This window comes from Sulfurimonas hydrogeniphila (assembly GCF_009068765.1).
Lineage (GTDB): Bacteria > Campylobacterota > Campylobacteria > Campylobacterales > Sulfurimonadaceae > Sulfurimonas > Sulfurimonas hydrogeniphila.
Window position 1 is genome coordinate 1,784,082 of the sequence record NZ_CP035534.1, and the last position, 22,177, is coordinate 1,806,258.

General features: G+C 38.8%; 25 protein-coding genes, 1 tRNA gene and 1 other RNA gene. 15 read left to right on the plus strand and 12 right to left on the minus strand.

Annotated features, from left to right (window positions below; genetic code table 11):
* Window positions 1–8: 8 nt before the first annotated feature.
* The 10 genes from ETP70_RS09345 (at window position 9) to ETP70_RS09390 (ending at window position 7,381) form a co-directional block, all read left to right on the plus strand.
* The gene (locus ETP70_RS09345) at window positions 9–287 is read left to right on the plus strand and encodes an MrpF/PhaF family protein (RefSeq protein ID WP_151900932.1); all 279 of its coding nucleotides are present in this window, start codon (window positions 9–11) and stop codon (window positions 285–287) included.
* Window positions 274–573 carry a monovalent cation/H(+) antiporter subunit G gene (mnhG, locus tag ETP70_RS09350; protein ID WP_151900933.1) on the plus strand — a complete coding sequence of 100 codons (300 nt, stop codon included), beginning with the start codon at window positions 274–276 and terminating at the stop codon, window positions 571–573. The genes ETP70_RS09345 and mnhG overlap by 14 nt, the downstream gene beginning before the upstream one ends.
* Window positions 561–824 (plus strand): Na(+)/H(+) antiporter subunit B, encoded by a 264-nt coding sequence (locus ETP70_RS09355; RefSeq protein ID WP_151900934.1) that lies wholly within the window; start codon window positions 561–563, stop codon window positions 822–824. Before mnhG ends, ETP70_RS09355 begins: the two co-directional genes overlap by 13 nt.
* Window positions 825–844: 20 nt before the next feature.
* Entirely contained in the window at window positions 845–1,504 is a 660-nt protein-coding gene (mbhE, locus tag ETP70_RS09360; protein WP_151900935.1) for a hydrogen gas-evolving membrane-bound hydrogenase subunit E, read from the plus strand.
* Window positions 1,501–1,809 (plus strand): sodium:proton antiporter, encoded by a 309-nt coding sequence (locus ETP70_RS09365; protein ID WP_151900936.1) that lies wholly within the window; start codon window positions 1,501–1,503, stop codon window positions 1,807–1,809. Before mbhE ends, ETP70_RS09365 begins: the two co-directional genes overlap by 4 nt.
* Window positions 1,809–3,275, plus strand: coding sequence for a complex I subunit 5 family protein (locus tag ETP70_RS09370; protein WP_151901545.1), 1,467 nt, complete (start codon window positions 1,809–1,811; stop codon window positions 3,273–3,275). The genes ETP70_RS09365 and ETP70_RS09370 overlap by 1 nt, the downstream gene beginning before the upstream one ends.
* Complete coding sequence (locus tag ETP70_RS09375) at window positions 3,272–4,765, plus strand: complex I subunit 5 family protein (protein ID WP_151900937.1); 1,494 nt, start codon at window positions 3,272–3,274, stop codon at window positions 4,763–4,765. Before ETP70_RS09370 ends, ETP70_RS09375 begins: the two co-directional genes overlap by 4 nt.
* A gap of 1 nt (window position 4,766) precedes the next feature.
* The gene (locus tag ETP70_RS09380) at window positions 4,767–6,410 is read left to right on the plus strand and encodes a complex I subunit 5 family protein (RefSeq protein ID WP_151900938.1); all 1,644 of its coding nucleotides are present in this window, start codon (window positions 4,767–4,769) and stop codon (window positions 6,408–6,410) included.
* Window positions 6,411–6,497: 87 nt separating this feature from the next.
* Window positions 6,498–6,872: a transfer-messenger RNA gene (ssrA, locus tag ETP70_RS09385) on the plus strand.
* Window positions 6,873–7,048: 176 nt separating this feature from the next.
* Window positions 7,049–7,381: a SprT-like domain-containing protein gene (locus tag ETP70_RS09390; RefSeq protein ID WP_230973257.1), complete on the plus strand. Its 333-nt coding sequence runs from the start codon at window positions 7,049–7,051 to the stop codon at window positions 7,379–7,381.
* 5 nt (window positions 7,382–7,386) lie between these two features.
* Here ETP70_RS09390 and ETP70_RS09395 read toward each other — a convergent pair whose 3' ends face one another.
* Together ETP70_RS09395 and ETP70_RS09400 are read right to left on the minus strand one after the other, a co-directional pair.
* Window positions 7,387–8,070 (minus strand): hypothetical protein, encoded by a 684-nt coding sequence (locus tag ETP70_RS09395; RefSeq protein WP_151900940.1) that lies wholly within the window; start codon window positions 8,068–8,070, stop codon window positions 7,387–7,389.
* A gap of 101 nt (window positions 8,071–8,171) precedes the next feature.
* Window positions 8,172–8,246, minus strand: a tRNA-Val gene (locus ETP70_RS09400).
* A gap of 208 nt (window positions 8,247–8,454) precedes the next feature.
* Between ETP70_RS09400 and pckA the strand changes: the two genes are divergently transcribed.
* Entirely contained in the window at window positions 8,455–10,044 is a 1,590-nt protein-coding gene (pckA, locus tag ETP70_RS09405; protein ID WP_151900941.1) for a phosphoenolpyruvate carboxykinase (ATP), read from the plus strand.
* Between the two features lie 37 nt (window positions 10,045–10,081).
* Here pckA and ETP70_RS09410 read toward each other — a convergent pair whose 3' ends face one another.
* Both ETP70_RS09410 and uvrB read right to left on the minus strand, forming a co-directional pair.
* On the minus strand, window positions 10,082–10,642 hold the full coding sequence (locus ETP70_RS09410) for a DedA family protein (RefSeq protein ID WP_151900942.1): 561 nt from the start codon (window positions 10,640–10,642) through the stop codon (window positions 10,082–10,084).
* Window positions 10,643–10,765: 123 nt separating this feature from the next.
* Window positions 10,766–12,748: an excinuclease ABC subunit UvrB gene (gene uvrB, locus ETP70_RS09415; protein ID WP_151900943.1), complete on the minus strand. Its 1,983-nt coding sequence runs from the start codon at window positions 12,746–12,748 to the stop codon at window positions 10,766–10,768.
* 124 nt (window positions 12,749–12,872) lie between these two features.
* Here uvrB and ETP70_RS12590 point away from each other — a divergent pair, with 124 nt between their 5' ends.
* Both ETP70_RS12590 and ETP70_RS12595 read left to right on the plus strand, forming a co-directional pair.
* Complete coding sequence (locus ETP70_RS12590; RefSeq protein ID WP_230973258.1) at window positions 12,873–13,085, plus strand: globin family protein; 213 nt, start codon at window positions 12,873–12,875, stop codon at window positions 13,083–13,085.
* Between the two features lie 14 nt (window positions 13,086–13,099).
* Complete coding sequence (locus tag ETP70_RS12595; RefSeq protein WP_230973259.1) at window positions 13,100–13,249, plus strand: globin family protein; 150 nt, start codon at window positions 13,100–13,102, stop codon at window positions 13,247–13,249.
* A 10-nt stretch (window positions 13,250–13,259) separates the two neighbouring features.
* On the opposite strand, the gene ETP70_RS09425 is transcribed toward ETP70_RS12595, so the two are convergent.
* Entirely contained in the window at window positions 13,260–14,396 is a 1,137-nt protein-coding gene (locus tag ETP70_RS09425; RefSeq protein WP_230973260.1) for a BaiN/RdsA family NAD(P)/FAD-dependent oxidoreductase, read from the minus strand.
* A gap of 246 nt (window positions 14,397–14,642) precedes the next feature.
* Here ETP70_RS09425 and rimO point away from each other — a divergent pair, with 246 nt between their 5' ends.
* On the plus strand, window positions 14,643–15,968 hold the full coding sequence (gene rimO, locus ETP70_RS09430) for a 30S ribosomal protein S12 methylthiotransferase RimO (protein WP_151900944.1): 1,326 nt from the start codon (window positions 14,643–14,645) through the stop codon (window positions 15,966–15,968).
* Window positions 15,949–16,941, plus strand: coding sequence for a tRNA lysidine(34) synthetase TilS (gene tilS / locus ETP70_RS09435; RefSeq protein ID WP_151900945.1), 993 nt, complete (start codon window positions 15,949–15,951; stop codon window positions 16,939–16,941). Before rimO ends, tilS begins: the two co-directional genes overlap by 20 nt.
* On the opposite strand, the gene ETP70_RS09440 is transcribed toward tilS, so the two are convergent.
* From ETP70_RS09440 to miaB, 7 genes are read right to left on the minus strand one after another with little or no spacing between them, the layout of a single operon-like run.
* Window positions 16,887–17,444 carry a hypothetical protein gene (locus ETP70_RS09440; protein ID WP_151900946.1) on the minus strand — a complete coding sequence of 186 codons (558 nt, stop codon included), beginning with the start codon at window positions 17,442–17,444 and terminating at the stop codon, window positions 16,887–16,889. The two genes, tilS and ETP70_RS09440, sit on opposite strands and share 55 nt — an antisense overlap.
* Window positions 17,434–17,967 (minus strand): hypothetical protein, encoded by a 534-nt coding sequence (locus tag ETP70_RS09445; RefSeq protein WP_151900947.1) that lies wholly within the window; start codon window positions 17,965–17,967, stop codon window positions 17,434–17,436. Before ETP70_RS09445 ends, ETP70_RS09440 begins: the two co-directional genes overlap by 11 nt.
* A complete protein-coding gene (locus ETP70_RS09450; RefSeq protein ID WP_151900948.1) occupies window positions 17,964–19,001 on the minus strand; it encodes a hypothetical protein in 1,038 nt (345 codons plus the stop codon). Before ETP70_RS09450 ends, ETP70_RS09445 begins: the two co-directional genes overlap by 4 nt.
* Complete coding sequence (locus ETP70_RS09455; protein ID WP_151900949.1) at window positions 18,995–19,831, minus strand: tyrosine-type recombinase/integrase; 837 nt, start codon at window positions 19,829–19,831, stop codon at window positions 18,995–18,997. Before ETP70_RS09455 ends, ETP70_RS09450 begins: the two co-directional genes overlap by 7 nt.
* Window positions 19,812–20,267, minus strand: coding sequence for a hypothetical protein (locus ETP70_RS09460; RefSeq protein ID WP_151900950.1), 456 nt, complete (start codon window positions 20,265–20,267; stop codon window positions 19,812–19,814). The genes ETP70_RS09455 and ETP70_RS09460 overlap by 20 nt, the downstream gene beginning before the upstream one ends.
* A complete protein-coding gene (locus ETP70_RS09465; protein ID WP_151900951.1) occupies window positions 20,257–20,880 on the minus strand; it encodes a lysophospholipid acyltransferase family protein in 624 nt (207 codons plus the stop codon). The genes ETP70_RS09460 and ETP70_RS09465 overlap by 11 nt, the downstream gene beginning before the upstream one ends.
* Complete coding sequence (miaB, locus tag ETP70_RS09470) at window positions 20,873–22,177, minus strand: tRNA (N6-isopentenyl adenosine(37)-C2)-methylthiotransferase MiaB (protein ID WP_151900952.1); 1,305 nt, start codon at window positions 22,175–22,177, stop codon at window positions 20,873–20,875. The genes ETP70_RS09465 and miaB overlap by 8 nt, the downstream gene beginning before the upstream one ends.

Sequence of the window (22,177 nt, forward strand, 5' to 3'; positions counted from 1 at the left end):
TGCAAATGATGAATATTATCTATACAGGTCTTGTAGTATTTTTGTTTCTAAACCTTATTGCAGGCATATGGCGTCTTGCCTATGGTCCGACAAATGAAGACAGAATCTTGGCATCACAGTTATTTGGTACGATTGCCATCATTATTTTGCTTTTGCTTTCGCAAATAAACGGACATGCCGCTTTGCGCAACATAGCACTGCTTTTTGCTTCACTCGCTGCTGTCACTGCAATAGCCTTTGTCCAAAGCAGTAGCAGAAAAAAACACAAAAGGCATGAAAATGATTGACATTCTCTCTATCATATTTCTCCTGTTCGGAGCAGTTTTCTTTTTAGCCGGCACAGTCGGGCTTTTACGGCTGCCGGATGTTTATACCCGATTGCATGCTTTGACAAAAGCTGACAATATCGGTGTCGGTTTCATTGTACTTGCACTCTGTTTGCAGGCAGATTCGTTCTTTGAGATAGAAAAACTGCTGCTTATCTGGTTTTTGGTTTTTTTGGCAGGAGCAGGTGTCTCACATTTAATCGCAAAAAACGCATTTCGCAACGGAATAAAAATATGGAAACGTTAGCAATCGTAGAATTTGTCTTTGACATGTTACTCTCAAGTTCATTGTTGTTTGTTGCCTATAAAACACTTACATGTAAAGACTTGTTTCAGGCTATTGTCTTTTTTATCGTCTTTGGTTTGTTAATATCTGTTGCATGGGGACGGTTGGGTGCTTACGATGTTGCTATGGCCGAAGTGGTTATTGGTGCCGGACTTACAGGGGCACTGCTGTTAAGTGCTTTGGTCAAACTCAAGAAAATGAATATAGATTAAAACAAGAGAGGGTATAAAGTATGGTACGTTTTTTTACATTCATTTTAACAGCCCTTCTTTTTGCAGGCTTAACGTATACCGTTTTATCTTTACCTCAACAGACACAGGGTCTTGCCCAAACAGTAGGCTCACAAATGCAAAACAGCGGTGTTTCCAATCCTGTAACAGCGGTATTGATGAACTTCCGTGCCTATGACACCCTCCTTGAGATGGCGGTTTTGTTTATTGCTCTTTTGGGAGTTTATTCATTGGGCAGTTCAGCAAGAGAGGCGAAGTCTCTTTTAAAAAGTCCTGTATTAAAAAGATTGGGAGGGATTTTGGTTCCTGTATTGCTTTTGCTGAGTGCTTATATTTTATGGATTGGAGCACAGGCTCCAGGCGGTGCTTTTCAGGCCGGTTCTATTTTAAGTGCTACTGGAATTTTAATCTTTTTAAGCGGGTGGAAACTTGATTTGTCTTATAAAAATTTCTTTGTACGACTTCTTGCAAGTACAGGTTTGCTTGCTTTTGTTCTTGTTTCGGCAATCACACTACTGTTTTCTGATACACTTCTTGAATTTTCTGCAACAGAGGCTTCTTATTTCATTTTTATTCTTGAAGCCGCTGCAACTGTTTCAATAGCAATAACTCTGTTTAATCTTTTTTTTACTATTTTTGCACAACCAAAGGAAGAGAAGTGAGCACACTGTTTTTCTATGCTGTCGCTGGAATCGGACTTTTTTGTACAGGTTTGTATACACTCATTGTACAGGCCCATCTTTTGCGAAAACTGCTTGCCATAAACATTATGGGAAGCGGTGTTTTTCTTTTACTTGTCTCCCTCTCCATGCGCACTGCAGGCACACAGCCGGACCCGGTACCGCATGCCATGGTCATTACGGGGATAGTTGTTGCTATATCCGCAACAGCCCTGGCCCTGGTTTTTATGATAAAAATTGCATTAAAAACAGGCAAAGCAGAGCTTTCAAGCCTGGAAGAAAAGTGATGTATTTAAAACTTGTATTAGCAACCCCTTGGGAAGTTTTTTTGATTTTATTGCCGATTTTAGGAGGATTATTCTCTTTTCTTTTGCCGAAATTCAATAAAGCTATCGGTATTTCCACACTCATACTCACACTCTTTTTTGTAGTTTTTATTGCTCTGAAACTACGTACGCAAGGTGCTTTTTATCATCTTGTAGGCGGCTGGGATGCACCCTTGGGTATAAACCTTTACATAGACGGTTTAAGTCTTGTTATGCTTGGACTGACTGCACTCATCGGAGTCGGAGCAAGTGTCTATGCAGGAAAATATTTTACGCAGACACAGTCTCTTTGGTTTTGGCCAATCTGGCTGTTTCTCATAGCCGGGATTAATGCTCTTTTCTTATCGCAGGATATCTTTAATTTTTATGTAACTTTGGAACTTATCGGACTGGCCTCTGCTGCCCTGACTGCTTTGAGCAATACAAAAGAGGCACTGACAGGAGCTATGCGGTATTTGTTAGTGACACTGCTTGGCTCGCTTGCTTATCTTTTAGGCGTCGCTCTGTTGTATCATGGTTTTGGAAGTGTAGATATTGCCATTCTTTCAAATACAATAGAATCTACCCCTGCAGCATGGGCTGCAATGGGTCTGATGAGTGCCGGTTTGCTTCTTAAAAGCGCTCTTTTTCCTTTGCATTTCTGGCTTCCGCCTGCACATGCCAGTGCTCCTGCCCCTATAAGTGCAGTATTGTCGGCGCTCATCATCAAAGCTTCCATATATATACAGCTGCGCTTATGGATATCTCTTTTTTTTCCTCTGCATAATTTTTATTTTGAAATATTTTTTGCTGTACTTGGATCCATAGCCGTTTTATGGGGCTCCGTTCAGGCACTTGTGCAGACTCGGCTGAAACTGCTCATAGCCTACTCCACAGTAGCGCAGGTAGGCTATCTTTTTCTTGCTTTTTCTTTGGCTTTGGGAGGGGTGTCTGTAGCATGGAGCGCACTTATCTATCTTATGCTCTCACATGCACTGGCAAAAAGTGCTTTGTTCCTTGTAGCAGGAAATTTATTGCATTTTCACGGGCATGACCGTATCATTGATTTGGACCGTATTGCACAAAGGCTTCCTTTGAGTACTGCTGCTTTTGCTTTAGCGGGAGTGAGTATTATCGGATTACCCCTCAGTGGCGGTTTTATAGGCAAATGGTTTCTCCTTGAAGCATCACTTGCAGACAACAACTGGGGAATAACCGCAGTAGTTCTTCTGGGCGGATTGTTGGCTGCAGGATATATTTTCAAGGTTTTAGGGTTCACTTTTACAAAGACCACTCGTACACAAAAGGCACAAAACATTCCTCTCTCAATGGAACTTGTACCTCTGTGTCTTGCGATAATGGCAATTTTGACAGGTTTTTTTGCCACACCACTGCTTTCGCTGATACATATCGGAAATCCTTTTGGAAACATTGGAGCAGCCCCGTGAGTTTTAACACATACATTCCCCTGTTTGTAGTTTTAAGTTCATTTCTGCCTGCTCTGATAATCTTCAGACTTTCAGAAAAGCAACATACTCTTCGTACACTTTTGAACCTTTCAGGGATTTTTATAACACTTGTTTTAGTCATATGGATGTTTGTCGGTGTCTATTACGGAGAACATTATGAAATACGTTTTGCGCTTATCCAGAATCTTGATATCAGTTTGCGTGCCGGACCTTTTGCTCTTTTTTTTACAGGGCTTTCAAGTGTTTTGTGGTTTATAACCACAATCTATGCTATTGGTTATCTGGAGGGATCTGCGCATAGCAGCCGTTTTTTCGGGTTTTTCAATCTTTGTATTACGGCCACTATTGGCATTGCCTTATCCGGAAACCTCATCACTTTTTTGCTTTTTTATGAAATACTGACACTTTCTGCCTACCCTCTTATTATCCATAGAGGTACTGAAGAGTCCCGTCTTGCAGGCAGCAGATACCTTCTCTATACTCTGATTGGAGGTGCCTTGTTATTGCTGGGAACAGTATGGCTTTATACATTAACCGGTACACTTGAGTTTACGCCAAAAGGATTTGTGCAAACAATACTGCAAGAGCATTCTTCGGCTCTTGTAATAATTTTCATCCTTTTAATTGCAGGATTCGGTGTCAAAGCAGCACTCTTTCCTCTGCATGGATGGCTGCCGCAAGCCATGGTGGCTCCGGCACCGGTAAGTGCTCTCTTGCATGCAGTCGCCGTTGTCAAAGCAGGAGCATTCGGTATAGTACGCGTTGTATATGAAGTATACGGACTTGAAACAGCAGCTTTTCTTGGTTTGACAACACCTCTGGCTGTTATAGCTTCCATCACTATCATATACGGCTCTCTCAGAGCACTTTTTCAGGATAATCTCAAACGAAGGCTGGCTTTTTCTACAATAAGCCAGGTTTCTTATATCATCCTTGGTATTGCCATAGTGGGTCCCATCGCAACAACAGGGGGAATTATACATCTTGTGCACCAAGGTGTTATGAAAATCACTCTCTTTTTTGGAGCAGGAAATTTTGCAGAAACACTTGGCGTATATCAGGTAAGCCAAATGAACGGCATCGCAAAACGCATGCCCTGGACTATGGTGTCTTTTACTATCGGCGCCCTTGGCATGATCGGTATACCTCCGATTGCAGGATTTATTACGAAATGGTACCTGGGACTTGGTGCTTTGGAATCCGGGCAGGGGTGGGTAATAGCTGTACTTGCTGCGAGCAGTCTCCTGAATGCAGGATACTTTTTACCTATACTTTATCGAGCATGGTTTTTGGCACCTCCAAAATCCTGGCCTGATGAACATAATTTTTCAAAAGGGGAAACAAAACTCAGTCTCTTATGGCCGCCGCTTATTACAGCATTTTTTGCTCTTTCTTTTGGTCTGTTCGCCGCTTCTCCCTGGAGTCCTTTAGCATGGGTGCATCTCATTACCCAGCGGGAGTTTTTTTAAAATGTATGAAACGTCTGTAAACAGCCTGCTCTTATTGGGTGTACTCTGGCCTCTAATGCTGGTTCCCCTGTTGTCTCTAAAAAAAATCCGTCCTATAACTTTATCGCTTGCTGCATGGGCAGGTATCCCTGCACTTTTTGCCGCTTTACTTGTCTCGCCTAGCATCGCTCATTGGAATTTTCCATGGTTGCTTCTTGGTATGAAAATCGGACTCGATGCCACAGGAACTCTTTTTTTGCTTGACAGTGCACTCCTTTGGTCTGTTGCCGGCATCTACACAAAAGCATATTTTTCCAAAGAAGACAGACAGATCTCTTTTTATAGTTTTTTTCTGCTTGCAATGGCCGGAAACTTTGGACTTGTAATATCTCAGGATATTTTCAGCTTTTATCTTTTTTTTACTTTAATGAGCTTTGCTTCATATGGACTTGTCGTCTTTAATAAAGACAAGGAAGCCTTTGATGCAGGATTAGTCTATATAATTTTGGTTGTTATTGGCGAAGTGATGCTTTTTGTTGCTTTTTTATTACTGGCGCAGACATCTGATGTAACTTCATTTGAATCTGTACGAACAGGATTTATAAACAACCCGAATAAAAATTTAGTAATCCTGTTGCTTTTTACTGCTTTTGGTATAAAGGCAGGGATTATCGGTTTACATGTATGGCTGCCTCTTGCGCATCCCGTAGCGCCCACACCTGCAAGTGCAGTTCTCTCCGGTGCAATGATAAATGCCGGACTTTTGGGATGGTTGCGATTCCTTCCATTAGGAGAGATCATCTCCCTCTACTGGGCAGCAGGCATTATACTTTTAGGTCTTTTAGCACAATTTTACGGAGTCATTATAGGCTTGACACAACGTAATCCCAAAACACTTTTAGCCTATTCAAGCATAAGCCAGATGGGGATTATGACTATGCTTATAGGTTTTGGATTTTATCTGCCTGAGCATTGGAAGAGTATCTTGGCCGGTATCACTTTTTTTGCTTTGCATCATGGCCTCAGCAAAGGAGCTCTTTTTTTAGGTGTCGGCATGCTTGGCAGCACAAATAAACTGCAAAGATATGCGATATGGCTCGGACTCTGTATACCTGCTCTTGCATTGGCAGCTGTGCCCTATAGCAGCGGCATGACAGCAAAATATTTGGTAAAAAGTTATACCGCGTACTTTGCAGCACCTTGGAGCAGTATGCTTTCCGTACTTCTTGTTATCGGCACTGTAAATACAACATTGCTTATGATAAGATTGCTGTATTTGGTTCGGCCGGCTGCAGCTCCTTTTGGGGTCAGTACAAGTTTTTCTCTGCTTTGGCCTTGGATTTTGCTTCTTGCAGGCATTCTCTCTTTGCCATTTTCTTTAGACTTTTCTGTAGAAATTATGAGAGAGCTGAATGCCCTCCCTTTCCTGTACCCCTTGTTTTTGAGCATCTTTATCACTCTTTTTATAAGGAAAATAAAAAAGTTTCAAAATATAAAACCTGTACCGGCAGGTGATATAGTCCTTTACTATGAAAAAGTTCTTCTTTTCTTAATCAGAAATGGCAAAAAATTTAATTTTATTTTGCTTTACTACACTCGCTTTCTCTCTTTTTTAACTGCCAAAATCACAAAATTCTCAGATAAAATAGCAGCATGGATAAAATAAACCAGCTAAAAAAGCATCCTACTATTTACAAATTAACAAATATATTTGGTATAATATATTATTACTTTTAAAATAAGTAATAAATATGGGGCTGACCTGGTTTCGACGGGATCTGGTGGCTCCCAACTGCATGTCGGACTGAGCATTCCGTTAGACGGCTCACAATTGCTTAAACGCAAACAATACAAATTATCGCCCAGCTTTAGCAGTAGCTTAAGTTTTAACCCCTCGTAAGAGGCGGGCTGCTTCACCTGTGGATTCTAAATAAGCAGGACTCGAAGTATAACCCTTCATTTAGATATATCTTAAGTCTGTCTCAGCTCAAGACGAATCCTTGAGACTGGTCTTGCGTAGCTTTGCAGGTTGTGTGAAGCAAGACGAGATTAAACAACCTTTCTAAGCATGTAGACGTTGGGAGTAGCCAGGTTTCGGACTGCGGTTCGATTCCGCACAGCTCCACCAAACAGGACTGCAACATCTTTGGTAAAAAACTTGAATACATTTTTATAGCTGTCATCTTTATTTTTGGGAGTATTCTCATTTTCAACTCTTACCAAAGCTATCAATTTAAGCACAATCCTCTTCCACAAACATATATCAATCAAATACAGGCAAAAGAGCAGGATGTTTTACAACACATGCAGGACAATTTTGGTTTCATTTACAGGTTTCCAATTATTATTACAGATAAAGTGCCGGGAAGACTTTATGGTCTGACCTCTTACAAAAACGGAAAGATAAAGATATTTTTAAACAAAAAGGTAATGCAGGAGAGTATGCCTTATATGATTTCGGATGTAATCCCTCATGAATATGCCCATGCTCTTCTTTTTAAACTCCATCAAAATGCTGTAAGAAATGATGGGCACTCCAGACTTTGGCAAGAAACCTGTAAAAGTCTGGGAGGAAAAAACTGCAGGCGCTATGTAGATCAAAAAGAGATTATCATGTCAAAAATGCCCTTTAAATAATCTCCCTATTCGTCAATATCTCTTTGGGCATCTTGAAAATAATATCCTGGAAATTCTATTTTTTGTAAAGATTTCAGCCCCTCTTCATTTTCTATGACTTTATACAGTTCCCCGTAAATAATCTGCGGTTCAAAAACAAAATTTTCTACAGTAGCTTTATTCTCCTGTGTTGCCAGGGATTCTGGTAAAAAAGTATCACAGACTACATCATAGTAACTCTCACGCAATAAATCATACTCATCCAGGTCTGTACTGCAGTCAAAATAGGAAAAGCTCATAGCCTCATCGCTGTTGTTTATTTCAAGACTCAGCATTATATTTGCTTTTCCCTGCTCTTTTCTTAGATATATTATATCGCCCTTGCATGCCTTTGTTAAGAGGTTTTTAATAGGTTTGAGTGTTTGATTGACCAGTTTAAAACTCTCCATTGAAATTTCTTTTTCTTCATTCTCTTCATCAGCACATGCAAGATACTCAATCTCCTCACCGTTCATGACTTTATATGTACATACGTCAGTTACAGCATCAAGCTCACCGCTTTGCGCATAAGCATCAATCTCTTCCATAATGCTTTTTATTTCTGATTCTTCGTTGATTTCCTCGTTTTCTAAATTAAATTCCTCAAAAGTCCCGACATTGCTCAGACTTACTATAGAAATATCACCTTCGATTATAATTTTTCTTTCCATTGTATACTCCTGTCTGTTTTTTATGATTATACATCTTTTGGAATAAAAAGCAATGGAACTTAAGTAACAAATATGTGATTTTTTTATAAATTTTGTTATGATGGTGCTCGATACTGGATTTGAACCAGTGACTCCTACCTTGTCGAGGTAGTACTCTACCACTGAGTTAATCGAGCTGTAGTAAATGAAGAGTAAAATTCTACCAAAAAATCCTTAAACCAATTTTCTTTTTCAAACTTTTTGCGAATATCTTTTTCTTTTCTATAATATTTTGAAAAACAATCTATTTTACTTTTAATTTATGTTTAGAAGTAGTATAATTTCGCTCTAGAGATGATACACTGCTAAAAAGTATCAATTATTACATATACCACAAGGTAAACTATGAGCATAACAAAAGAATTAGAAGATTTAGGACTTAAAAATGTCGGAAAAATTTATCATAACCTTGACTATGATGAATTAATCAAGCATGAACTTGAAAATGGTGAAGTAAGAAAAACCAAAACAGGTGCAACTGCTGTAGATACAGGTATATTTACAGGCCGTTCACCCAAAGACAAATATTTTGTTGACCGTGAACCATCTAATAAATACATAGCATGGGGAGATGTCAACCAAAAAATCAGTGAAGAAATTTTCAATGAGCTTCTGGATCTTTCCCGTGAACAGCTTTCTGGGAAAAATCTTTATGTGACTGATGTATACAGTGGCGCAAGTCCCGCTTCAAAAAAATCTATTCGTTTTGTGACAGAGATTGCCTGGCAGTCTCATTTTGTTAAAAATATGTTTATTCGCCCCACTCCTTCCGAACTTGCATCATTTAAATCTGATTTTACTGTTTTAAATGCCTGTAAAGCTGTCAATGACAAATGGAAAGAACACGGCATGAACTCTGAAGTTTTTGTTCTCTTTGATATCGAAAGAAACATGGCTATAATCGGTGGTACCTGGTATGGCGGTGAGTTGAAAAAAGGTATTTTTTCAATGATGAACTACTGGCTGCCGCTTGACGGAAAACTCTCCATGCACTGTTCTGCAAATGTTGGAGAACGCGGAGACACTGCTCTGTTTTTTGGACTGAGCGGAACCGGAAAAACAACACTTTCAACAGATCCAAAACGTGCCCTCATCGGTGATGACGAACATGGTTGGGATGATTACGGCGTCTTTAACTTTGAGGGGGGATGTTATGCAAAAGTCATTAACCTTGACGCAAAAAGTGAACCTGAAATTTACGGTGCAATCAAAAAAGATGCACTTTTGGAAAATGTTGTTATGCATGATGACGGTGAAGTTGACTATGATGACGGTTCCAAAACCGAAAACACCCGTGTTTCTTATCCTATTGAACACATAAAAAACCACAAGCCTGATTTAATGGCAGGACACCCTGAAAACATTATCTTTCTCTCTGCCGATGCGTTTGGTGTACTGCCTCCGGTTTCAAAACTGACCCGAGAACAGGCAATGTACTACTTCCTCAGCGGATACACTGCAAAAGTTGCCGGAACAGAACGTGGTATTACCGAGCCGGTTGCAACGTTCTCTGCATGTTTCGGTGAAGCATTTATGACGCTGCATCCTACAGTGTATGCCAAACTTCTCGGCGAAAAAATTGACAAACACAATGTAAATGTTTATCTTGTCAACACAGGTTGGACCGGTGGAGGATACGGTGTCGGCAAACGTATGAGTTTAAAAGACACCCGTGCATGCATCAATGCCATACTTGACGGTACCATCAATGAAAGTGAATTTGATACAACAGAAACATTCAGACTGCAGGTACCTAAAACGCTGGGAGATATCAACCCTGACCTTTTAAACCCCAGAAATGCCTGGGAAGACAAAGAGGCCTTTGACGCAACCCGCGACAAACTTGCAGATATGTTTGTGGAAAACTTTAAAAGATACCAGGATGCCGACAGCGAATTTGACTTCTCTGCAGCAGGTCCCAAGGTAGAAAAGTAAAAAGCTTTTTGGCTTTTTACTCTTACTCTCTTTCAAGCTATTTTTTTTTCGTAGCCTTTTCCAGATAGATCCAAACTGCTCCGCCGATAGTAAGCAAAATTACAGGGGCTATCCATTTGTTATCATTAATATACAGGGCAAACTTACTCAAAACAGCCCCGAAGTAGTAACTGCTCAAACCAAATGCCAAAGCCCACACAGCAGCTGCAAAAATATTTAATATTGCAAACTTTTTAAAGTCATATTTTGTCAATGCTATTGCAATCGGTACGACAGTTTTTAAACCGTATATAAACTTTTGAATAAAAATAACCCAATCCCCATGTTTTTTTATAAGTATATGTGCAAGTGCGAGTTTACGTCTATGTTTACGCAGCCCCTCAACCATCATAGACTTCTGGTATCTTGTCAGCCAAAAAAGTAAAACATCTCCAAGCGCATTGCCCAAAAAGGCAATACTGATTGAAAGTGTCAAATCCATCTTCCCCATAAAACTCAAAACACCTGCTGCTACAAGTCCGATGAATCCGCCGCCTAAAGAGTATAAAAAAAGTCCTATATACCCGTATGTTGCCAAATTACTGAATGTATCTTCCATATTTTATTGTTGCTCCTTATTTATTGCTTTTTGCTTTCTAAATTGCTATATTTTTTTGTAACCCAGTCTTGAATCTTGAAAGACACAAAGCCCGCACTGAAATACGGGTTCCAAAAAGCAAATCTAAAGTTTTTTAATTTTTGTGATTTCATCACGCAGTCGTGCCGCTTCTTCAAAATTTAGCTCACGGGCAGCCTCTTTCATTTTTAAGGAAAGCTCTTTTATCATTGCTTTTCTTTCACTTGGCGGTATTTTATCCTGTTTTTTGTATTTTTGGTAGAGCCCGCCATGATCTTCAACTTTAAGATTTTCATCCAGGGCCCGTTTTGTTGTTTTTGGCGTTATGCCATGCTTCTTGTTATACGCTTCTTGAATTGCCCGTCTTGCATTTGTTTTGTCGATGGCTCTTTGCATAGAGCCTGTCATTTTGTTTGCATACAGAATAACCCGACCGTTTTCATTTCTCGCTCCGCGTCCTATAGTCTGTACAAGTGCCGTTTCACTTCGTAAAAATCCCTCTTTGTCCGCATCCAAAATTGCCACAAGAGAAACCTCCGGCAGATCCAGACCTTCACGCAACAGGTTGATGCCTATAAGCACGTCAAACTCACCCAGACGCAATGAACGAATAATTTGGTTTCGCTCGATTGTATCAATATCTGAGTGCATATACTGTACTTTAATGCCCAAATCCGCCAAATATTTTGTCAGGGCCTCTGCCATTTTTTTCGTCAAAACCGTAATTAAAACACGTTCGTCTTTGACAATGGTCTTTTTAATCTCATCATGGATATCTTCTACCTGATTGTCTGATGGTTTTATCTCTATAACAGGGTCAAGCAGTCCTGTGGGACGGATAATCTGTTCCGCTTTGACTGCCGACATTTCCAACTCATATTCAGAAGGCGTTGCTGAAACAAAAAGATAATACGGTGCTTTGTTTATATACTCTTCTGCCTTTAGCGGACGGTTGTCGAGGGCTGACGGCAGACGAAAGCCGTAATCGACAAGCACCTCTTTTCTGGCTCTGTCACCCGCATACATCCCCCTGTATTGCGGCAGAGAAACATGGGATTCATCTACGATAACAAGATACTCTTTATGGTTTTGTTCAAAATAGTCAAGCAATGTAAAAGGGGCTTCTCCCGGTTTTTTATTTGTCAAAAGTCTTGAATAGTTTTCAATACCCTTGCACATTCCGGTTGTCTGCAACATCTCCAGGTCAAATTCGACACGCTGTTTGAGTCTTTGATACTCGACTAATTTTCCCTCTTTTTGAAAATATGCCAAACGTTCATCAAGCTCTTCTTCTATGCGTTTGACAGCCACAGCCATTTTTTCCTGAGAAACACTAAACTGTGAAGTCGCATAAACAGTAACACTTTTATGCTCTTCAAGACGTTTGTTATCTATGACATCAAAGGTATAAATTGCCTCTATTTCATCACCGAAAAATTCGACACGGATTGCTTCTTGTTCAAAATACGGCGGATAGATATCTATGCTTTCTCCGTTCACGCGAATATGCCCGCTGTCAAAATAGCTGTCATTTCGGGAATATCCCATTTCCACCAAACGCAAAAGCAGTTTCTTCTGCGCTATTTCATCACCGACGGCCAAAGACTGCACCATGTTTTGGTACTCCTCAGGATCTCCCAAACCATAGTTTGCAGAAACAGAGGCGATGACGATAACATCATCATACGAAAGCAGGTTTGCCGTAGCGGAAAGTCGAAGACGTTCAAGTTCATCATTGATAGCGGAATCTTTTTCTATAAAAAGATCCTGACGCGGGATGTAGGCTTCAGGCTGATAGTAATCATAATAAGAAACAAAATATTCGACATGATTGTTTGGAAAAAACTGACGAAATTCTGAGTAAAGCTGTGCGGCAAGCGTTTTATTGTGTGTCATAATGATAGTCGGCATTTTTACATTTTCTATAACGCGTGCCATCGTATGGGTTTTTCCGCTCCCCGTGACCCCTTCAAGTGTCTGATAGCGATTCCCTTTCAGTATGGAGTCGGAGAGTTTTTTTATAGCTGTCGGTTGATCACCCGCCGGTTCATAGGGTGATACTACTTTAAATTCTGGTTTCTTTTTCATTAATGGAATTATAGCCAAATGAAAGAAACATCAAAGATTATAATGTATTTCTGATTGATTTATATCAAGTAAACCTCTGCTATTATATAATATAATTTTATACAAAACAGACAAACGAGGTTTTATGCAATACCAAACTATTACGAAAAAAAACATTCGCGTTATGGTTGACCGCTTTTACAGCAGTGTACTCAAAGACGACCTTATCGCTGATTTTTTTATTGAAAAACTTGGGGATGAGATGATTTCGGATGAATGGCAGCATCATCTTAATCTTCTGACAGACTTTTGGGCAGCGATGACAACAGGCGACAACAGTTATAACGGTACCCCATAACACCGCACTTGGATATGCCCGGACTTAACAAAGAGAGTTTTCAAAGATGGCTGGAACTTTTTTCAGAAACTATAGACAGACTGTATGAAAAAAAAGCCGCAGATATTTTTAAGATCAGAGGTGAAATGATTGCAAATAATTTTATGAAACAATTGAAACTTTAAATTTTTTATTTTATAAATTTAGCACAACTGTAGGCACTTGAAAATGCCCACTGAAAATTATAGCCCCGAGTTCGCCCGTTACATCTACAACTTCGCCTATAAAATAGAGACCTTTTACTTTTTTTGATTCCAAGCCATTATATGTAAGCTCATCTGCCAAAACACCGCCTCTGCTTACCTCCGCTTTGCTAAAACCAAAATTTCCCGCAGGAGTAAAGGTATAATTGTGCAATGTTTTTAATGCCTCTTTGTCATGTTTGCTCAGTTTTGTACACTCTTTGTCTTTAAAATCTATCGCGGACAAAAGAGCTTTTGCAAGTCTTTTTGGCAAGGGGATGAGTGAACTCACCAGTTTTTTACTCTTTTGCACCAAATCTAAAATATTTTTATTGGGCAAAAAGTCTATGCTTATTTCCCCTTTTTTCCAATAGAGTGAAGCAGAAAGTATGGCAGGACCGCTAATGCCTTTATGCGCAAAAAGCATCTCTTCTTTGAGCATTTTATCTGCCACCTTTACATGTACATAGCAGCTCAGCCCGCTGAGCTCTTTCATCCAAAACTGCTCTTTTTGCAGTGTAAGCCCGACAAGTGCAGGCGTAAATTCTTTCACACCGATACCAAAGCTTTTTGCAATTTGCAACCCTACATCACTTGCACCAAGCGTTTGAAAACTTTTTCCACCGGTGGCTACAACAACTTTTTTTGCCGTGTATTTGTTTTTGTCTGTCGTAACTGTAAAAAAATCTTCTGATTTGCTTACATGTAACACTTTGTTGTTCAAAATAATTTCACTGTTTTTTGCATTTTTTTTCAATACATTGATAATATCATCCGAAGAGTTTTTACAAAAATAGTAGCGTCCTTTTCTCAGCTCCAACGCTACCCTGTTTCTGTCCAAAAAGTCCAATAAATCATCTTTCGTGAATTGTTTAAAGGCTGCTGAGAGTAATCTCTCTTCACCGTCAAAATTATTTATCTGCACATTGACATTGGTAATATTACATTTACCTCCACCGGAAATTTTGAGTTTCTTGGCAGCTTTTTCATTGCCCTCGATTATAGCGATGCTCATTTTTTTACTTAGACTGCCTGCACACATCAGTCCACTCGCCCCGGCACCAAGAATAATTACATCATAGTTTTTCATAGGCTAATTATACGGTATAATTACACAAATATATCGTAATTTAAAATCAATTTTGATCTTATTGCCTTAAATGAAGCAGCTTTTTTGGAACGCGGACTTCAGTCCGGGCTGAGAGTGGCAAGACTATTGCAACAGCCGGCACTGAAGTACCGGTTCCAAGAGGGCATTAAAGTACGGGTTTCAAAAAAGCCATTCAGAAAATGAATTTTAAATTGCCATGAAGCAAAAACAATACAAAGAAGAGATATGAGCAACAAACTCCACATAGTTTCACTCGGATGTACCAAAAACCTGGTCGATACAGAAGTGATGATGGGAAAACTACAAAATTTTGAACTCACAGACAATAATGAAGAAGCCGATGTCATTATTGTCAATACCTGCGGTTTTATTGACGCGGCAAAAGAAGAATCAATCAATACCGTGCTTTCTCTGCATGATGCACGAAAAGAGGATTCACTTCTTGTGATGGCAGGCTGCCTGAGCGAGCGCTATCAAGAGGAGTTGATGGAGCAGATTCCCGAGGTTGATATTTTTACCGGTGTGGGTGATTATGACAAAATTGATGAGCTTTTGGTTGAGAAAAAGAGCCGTTTTTCTGATGAAGTGTACCTTATTGACGGTGCTGAGCGTGTTGTAACAGGTTCTACATACCATGCCTACATCAAACTCTCAGAAGGGTGTAATCAGACATGCAGTTTTTGTGCGATTCCCTCTTTTAAAGGTAAATTAAACTCGCGTAATTTAGATTCTATCGCCAAGGAAGTTGAAGGACTTGTCAAAAAAGGCTACTGGGATTTCTCTTTTGTTTCACAGGATTCAAGTTCTTATCTGCGTGACCAAAATATCAAAGACGGACTTTCTCTGCTTATTCAGAGAATTGAACTGATTGAGGGTGTCAAATCTGCGAGAATTCTCTATCTCTACCCTTCAACTACAAGCATGAAACTTCTGAAAAATATTGCAAAAAGCAAAGTGTTTCACAACTATTTTGATATGCCTATCCAGCACATTAACGATGAGATGCTGCGTATTATGAAACGCGGATTCGGCAAAGAAAAAACACTCAAACTGCTGAACTACATGAGAAGCCTGCCAGACTCTTTTGTACGCACAAGTTTCATCGTCGGACATCCGCATGAAACAGAGGCAATGTTTGATGAGATGTGTAATTTTGCACAAAATTTCGGCTTTGACCGCATCAATGTTTTTTCCTATTCTGATGAAGAGACGACTTCAGCCCATGATATGCAAGATAAAATCTCAGAAAAAGTCAAAGCTGAACGTGCACAGATTCTTGGTGATATTGCAGCAGAGTGCACAAAAAAATCTCTTCAAAAAGAGGTCGGCAAAACCACACAAATCGTCATAGACGGGGAGAGTGATGAACATGAGTATCTTTTAAGCGCAAGAGAACTTATCTGGGCACCGGAGATTGACGGTGAAATTTATGTCAATGACAGAACGCTTGATGAAGATTTGGATTTTGGCAAGATTTATCCTGCTAAAATTACCGAGCTAGTCGGAAATATTCTTACAGCAACCGTAGACAATGCTCAAAAGCAAGACTAAAAAGGCCTTACAAACAACAAAAAACCTGCTGGCATTTTCTGCCGGAGGCGACTCTACTGCCCTGCTCTTTCTTCTTTTGGAAAATGACATCAAATTTGATATTGCTATTGTTGATTACGGAATAAGAGAACAAAGCAAAGAAGAGGTAGTCTATGCAAAAGCCTTGGCAAAAGAGTACGGCTTTACATGTAATGTCCATCACGCACAAAAAATTACAACTAATTTTGAAGCCAATGCCAGACAAATTCGCTATGATTTTTTTGAATCTCTTATACAGCAGAATAGTTACGACACCCTCCTTACAGCCCACCATTTGGGAGACAGGTTTGAATGGATGCTTATGCAGTTTTGCAAAGGTGCCGGTTGTGCAGAACTTGCCGGCATGCAGGAAAAAACACAGCGCAACGGCTATATGCTTTACAGACCACTGTTACATGTAAACAAAGAGGAACTTCTTGAATATTTGCATGGAAACAACATTAGATATTTTGAAGATGCAAGTAATGCGGACGAAAAGTATACACGCAACATTTTTCGGCACAACTACACAAACCCTCTTTTACAAAAATATGCACAGGGTATCAAAAAAAGTTTTGCCTACATGGATGCGGATGTAAGGGATTTGATACAGAGTACTTCCTTGCAAAAGATAAATGAACTCGCCTGCTTTCAAAAAACACCTACAAGAAGAAATGACATCTATCATATTGACAAATATCTCAAATCAATCAATCATCTCATGAGTGGCGAAGAAAAAAAATTGCTACAAATTCTAGACAGTTTAGTCATAGGCAGAAAGTATGTGGTGACGATGATGGCAGAGTATATTTTGATTGCACCCTATATAAAACCCGTCAATATGCCAAAAAATTTTAAAGAAAGAATGCGTTCTTTACATGTAGAACCGAAATTACGGGGCTATTTACTCACAGACCCGGAAGCAGTAGAATTTTTATCTTTGTTATTGGTATAAACTTTCATTGTGAATGATGACTTAATCATTTCTCCCTCACGCTTAAAATCTATAGGAAAATTTACGCCTATAATCCAGTCAGCCTTGTTGAGTGCATCTAAAAAATTATAGAAATTTTTTGGTGAACTGATTTTGGATGTTGTATTAACTTCATATGTTGCAAAACCCTCTTCATCTTTTGAGCGCTCCACTTTCATTACATGTAAGGATGAAAAAAAAGTTTTATATTTTTTTTCAAACCTGTCAGGGTTAAATGTCATATCAAATGCAGTTATAATATGTCTGTTCTTACTCTGTAAATCTTTGAGTGTTTTGAGGGTTTTGTCATAAAAATCCTGATATTTACGCAACTCTGCATTCTCTTTTCGCAGCTCAAGCCTGGATTCGCGATACTCTTTTCCTTTAGGAATAAGCAGTCCAAAAGAAAAAACAAGCACAAACAGAAACAGAAAAACAGATATCAGTAAAATATATAAATAGTGACGGGAAATTTTAATTTTCACTGTCTAACTCCTCTGTCTGTGATTCATCCATATAGTTTGTCGATACAAACATAAGCCAACCATTCTTTGCAGGATAAAAGCTGCTGTATGTTTTATGAAAAATTGAACGTAATGGCGCCTGGAGCATAAAATTATAAACATCTTTGTTTGGTGTTATACCATACAGTATCAAACCGTTTTTTAAAAGTTGTGCCCGCGAAAGCGTGATGCGTTGCGGCACCAGGTCAAACAGGTTTGCGATAGAATCTTTTAATACCATATTTTGTGTAAATACTTTTTCTGCTAAAGCCTTTTGCTTTTGAATAAAGCTTATTTGATTCTGCATATGACTGATACTGGCTTCAAGTTCTTTTTTGTGTTCTATGATTGATTGCTTATCCTGTATGAATGTATAATCTTTATAAAGCAAGAACGAATATGTTGCAAGAAGCATTAACAGTGTCATCGCAAAAAAAGTGAACACTATTTGCAATTCCGGTGTCAGAGGCGTCTTTTTTCTTGGTTTTATATAGCTGTATTTCATAAACCAAGCTCCAGCTTTGTGAGTTCACATAACTCGGCTCCAAGATCAGCCTGTCTTACATAAACATTAAAGAACATCTCTTCTTCAAGGTACTTTTTTAAATCGTTTGTCACCCCTGTACCATCGGCAATATAGACATTCTCTACAAATCTGCTTTCATATTTTTCATCTTTGTAAAAGTGTGAAACAGCCAACTGAATGAGTGTAAACCGCTGATAGTCTTCATTAAAAGATTCATTTTGTTCATCTTCAGGCAACGCATTCTCACTCTCAAACAGTTCTTCTTCAACATCTTTACTTTCGGAAAACTCATCGATGTCCTCAATCGAATCCAGATCTTCAATATCACCAAAATCATCTAAAGAATCCAAGTCATTCTCATCAACATCTATATCTTCCAAATCAATACCCTCATCAAGGTCCAGATCAAGATTTGTATCAATATCTTCATCTATTCCTTCATGAAGTGTAATATCTTCAGCTTCATCAGATGCAATCATATCCAGATGTTCTGCATAAAGAAGATTTGAATGTTCAAAAATAGCCACAGAAATTACATTGTTTTGAACAAGAACATACATTGCAAGATTTCCATTAATTTTATCCTGAAAAAAATTTGCCAAAAGAACAAAAGGAGAAAATATCATATCAACACCAATATCTTCATATTTGCGTTCTATCTCATAAATATCATTTTTTGCAGTATAAAAAGTCCATCTGTTTTCAAAGCATTTGTATTTTGACATAGACAAATCAAAATAATGGTCCAACTTGTTTTTTTCACATGAAGGAAGAGCTCCCTGCACCAAAGATGTATCTAAAACAGCTATGTAAAAGTAGGGAGACTCTTTTGTGTATTCAGAAATAAAATCATACATTTGTGTGGTGAGAGAGGTTGTTTGAAATTCAGAGTTTACCTCATCGATTACTCCTTTTTTTCCATATAATTCTATATGAACCAGGGTACTCTCTTTTTGGACAACAATATTCACCAGGACTTTAAGGTAAAAAGATTCCAGTAATCTGCTCAGCACTCGTTCTCCCCTAAGGGGTGTGCTTTGTTGTAATTTTGTTGTTTCAATGCACTGCCTAATTTTGTATATATCTGCGTTGTTGCCATGGATGCATGTCCCAACAGTTCACTGACATCCACTATCGGTGCACCTCCGTTTAACAAAGAGGAGGCATAAGAGTGACGAAGCTGGTGGGGTGTGACTTTCAAGGCTACACGCTTAAATATTTTAGTTATCATATATCTTAGACTATTTTCGCTTAATCTTTCGCCATTTTTTTCAAAAAGAAATTTTTTTAGCACAAAAGTTGACAAATATTCATCAATGAGTGTTCTTGTGGATTTGAGAAGCGGTATATCTCTTTGTTTATTACCTTTTCCTGTAACCCGTATCCATTCACCCGAAATATTTTCCAGTTCCAGTGATGCAAGCTCAGAAATACGCAACCCCACAGTATAGAACATACTCACCAGCAGTTTTTCTTTTAAATCACACTTTTGCAAAGCTTCCAAAATATGTTCATGAGAGATGGGCTTTGGCAGTGTCTTTGCAACCTTTATACTCTCATCCGCCTGCAAGGTTACATGTAAACCCTGTTCTTGTACAAATGCAACAAAACTTCGAACAGCGCTTAATTTTTTACTAATTGTTTTTGCATTTAAACCAGCGATGAAAATCCTGTAAGGCATCAAATTTAAAACGGTATGCCCGTTTTCCTCCACTGTCTCTATGTATCCGAATGCTTCACTCAGAACATCTGCATAGGTTTTTATCGTTAAATCTGAATAGCCTCTGTGCTCTTCCAGGGAGGTGAGAAAATCTTTTTTGTATTTATCTATTGACTTTTTCAAGAAGCTTCTCAAAATCTTTATAATATTTTGCTGCTTCACGTACTAACTTTTTATCTGTAATTACGCTTGGAGCAAGTTTTTTATAAGAATCCACCATTATCTCACTCATCAGTTTTATTTTGGCTCTGTCCGCATCACTTATGGTCTCTTTAGCTGCTATAAGATTAATCTCAGTCATATACTCTTTTGCCTGATCTATGTATTTTTTATACTTTATGGAAGTTTTGGACTGTGCCATTATTGTTGCAGCCATGCGATTGTATATGTCTAGGCTGAAGGCCTCATTGGCACGTTTATAGGCTTCTTCATAATCACCAATCTCATAATAATATTTCGCTTCTATAGACTTTTCATAAGAGGGATTGACCAAAAAGTAGATACCCATAATTACTAAAAAAAGAGCAGCCAAAGCCGGAAAAAAAATTTTATTGTTCATGTTTGAGTAACCCCTTTTTAATCAAGTCTCTGGCCTCTTCAAGTTCAAGCCCTTTTATATCCAGCAAATCACTTATATAATAGGTAATTGTACCAAAAGGTTTGGGAATTACAAACTTATCCCATGAATTCAGCTGCCAGTAACTGCTCGGTTTGATCTCTACAAGGGTAATTTTCACATCTGCTTTTTGTGCCATGACGATGATCCCGTCAGCAACCTCATGCCGTGGGCCTTTTGGCCCATCCGGGGTAATGCCCAGGTCATATCCCTCTTTTAAAGCCTTTATCCCTTGCAAAAGCGCTCTTGCAGCATTGCGTCTGCTTGAACCCCGAATCGTTTTAAAACCAAAATAACTGAGTATTTTTGCGATGAGTGTGCCATCAAAATGATCTGAAATTATAAGTTTTACATGAGGAGTTTTTCTGTAGTGTAAATAGGCATAGGGAATCATCAAAAGTTCCCCGTGCCAGCAAGCCATTATGAAGTTCTCTTCACCAAGTGTTGCAGGCGCATGAAAAACTTTTTTATTTGTAAGGTAGAGTAGTTTTATAAGCAAAGAGCCTGTAAAGGGAAGGAGGTAAAGTGCAAGAGAACGGCTTGTCTTCTTAAGCAACGACTTCGCCTGTTAAAATTGTTCTGCCGATAGAAGTAATTTTAACATCTCTAAACTCTCCTAACAACTCTTCGCTCCCTTTGACTTTGATTACGAGGTTATTATCACTTCTGCCTGAAACAAAATTATCTTTATTTAGATTTTCAAAATAAACACGAAAAGTTTGTCCCAAATACTTTGCATTGATCTCATCTAAAAGTTCATTATGCAATGATTGCAGATACGAAAGTCTCTCTGAAGCTACTTCTTCATCTACCGTATTTGTAAAATGCTGTGCTTCTGTTTCAGGACGAGGAGAATATTTGAATGAAAAAATCTGATCAAACTTTACCTGTTTCATCACATCAATTGTATCTGCAAAATCTTCATCACTCTCACCGGGAAAGGCTACTATAATGTCTGTTGATATACTTACATCAGGACACTCTGCACGCAGTTTTTGCACACGGTTTAAGAACCACTCTTTTGTGTACCCGCGTTTCATATCTTTGAGCACTTTGCTTGAACCGCTTTGCAGTGGCATATGCATAGATTTGCAGATTTTAGGATTTTTGGCAAATTCTTCTATAAATTCATCATCCATATGAAAAGGGTGCGGTGAAGTAAAACGGATACGTTCCAGGCCCTCTATTTTTGAAAGTCTTCGCAATAATTCCGTAAAATTTACCTTTTCATGTTCACTTGATGAAAAACGGCGCCCGTAATTGTTGACATTTTGCCCGAGTAAAAATACTTCTTTTGCACCGTTGCTGACTGCGCGTTTTGCTTCATTTATAATCAAATCATCAGGAATCGAAATTTCATCTCCGCGTGTTTTTGGAACAATACAAAATGTACACCGCTTGTCACAGCCTATTGAAATGTTGATATATGCTTTATAGGGGGATGTTCTAAAATCATCAAAAGCAAATTCACTCTCATCATAATTTATGTCTATTTCCACAGCTTTGTCTTTATGTAAGACTTCACCGATTTTAGAAACATTTCTTGCACCCAGAACAAAATTAACATAGGGTGCCCGTTTTATAATCTCTTCACCGAGATGAGAAGCGGTACATCCGCATACACCGATTTTAGCCGAAGGTTTTTTTCGTTTGTTAAAACCGCCGAGCTCGGAGAAAAGCTTATGAACAGGACGCTCTCTTACAGAACAGGTATTTATCAAAATAAGGTCGGCCTCTTCAAGGGTCTGTGTCGTTTCATACCCCTCTTTTTCGCGTAACTGTGCTATCATATGTTCAGAGTCACGAGAGTTCATAGCACAACCCAAGGTTTCAATAAATAACTTTTTACTCAT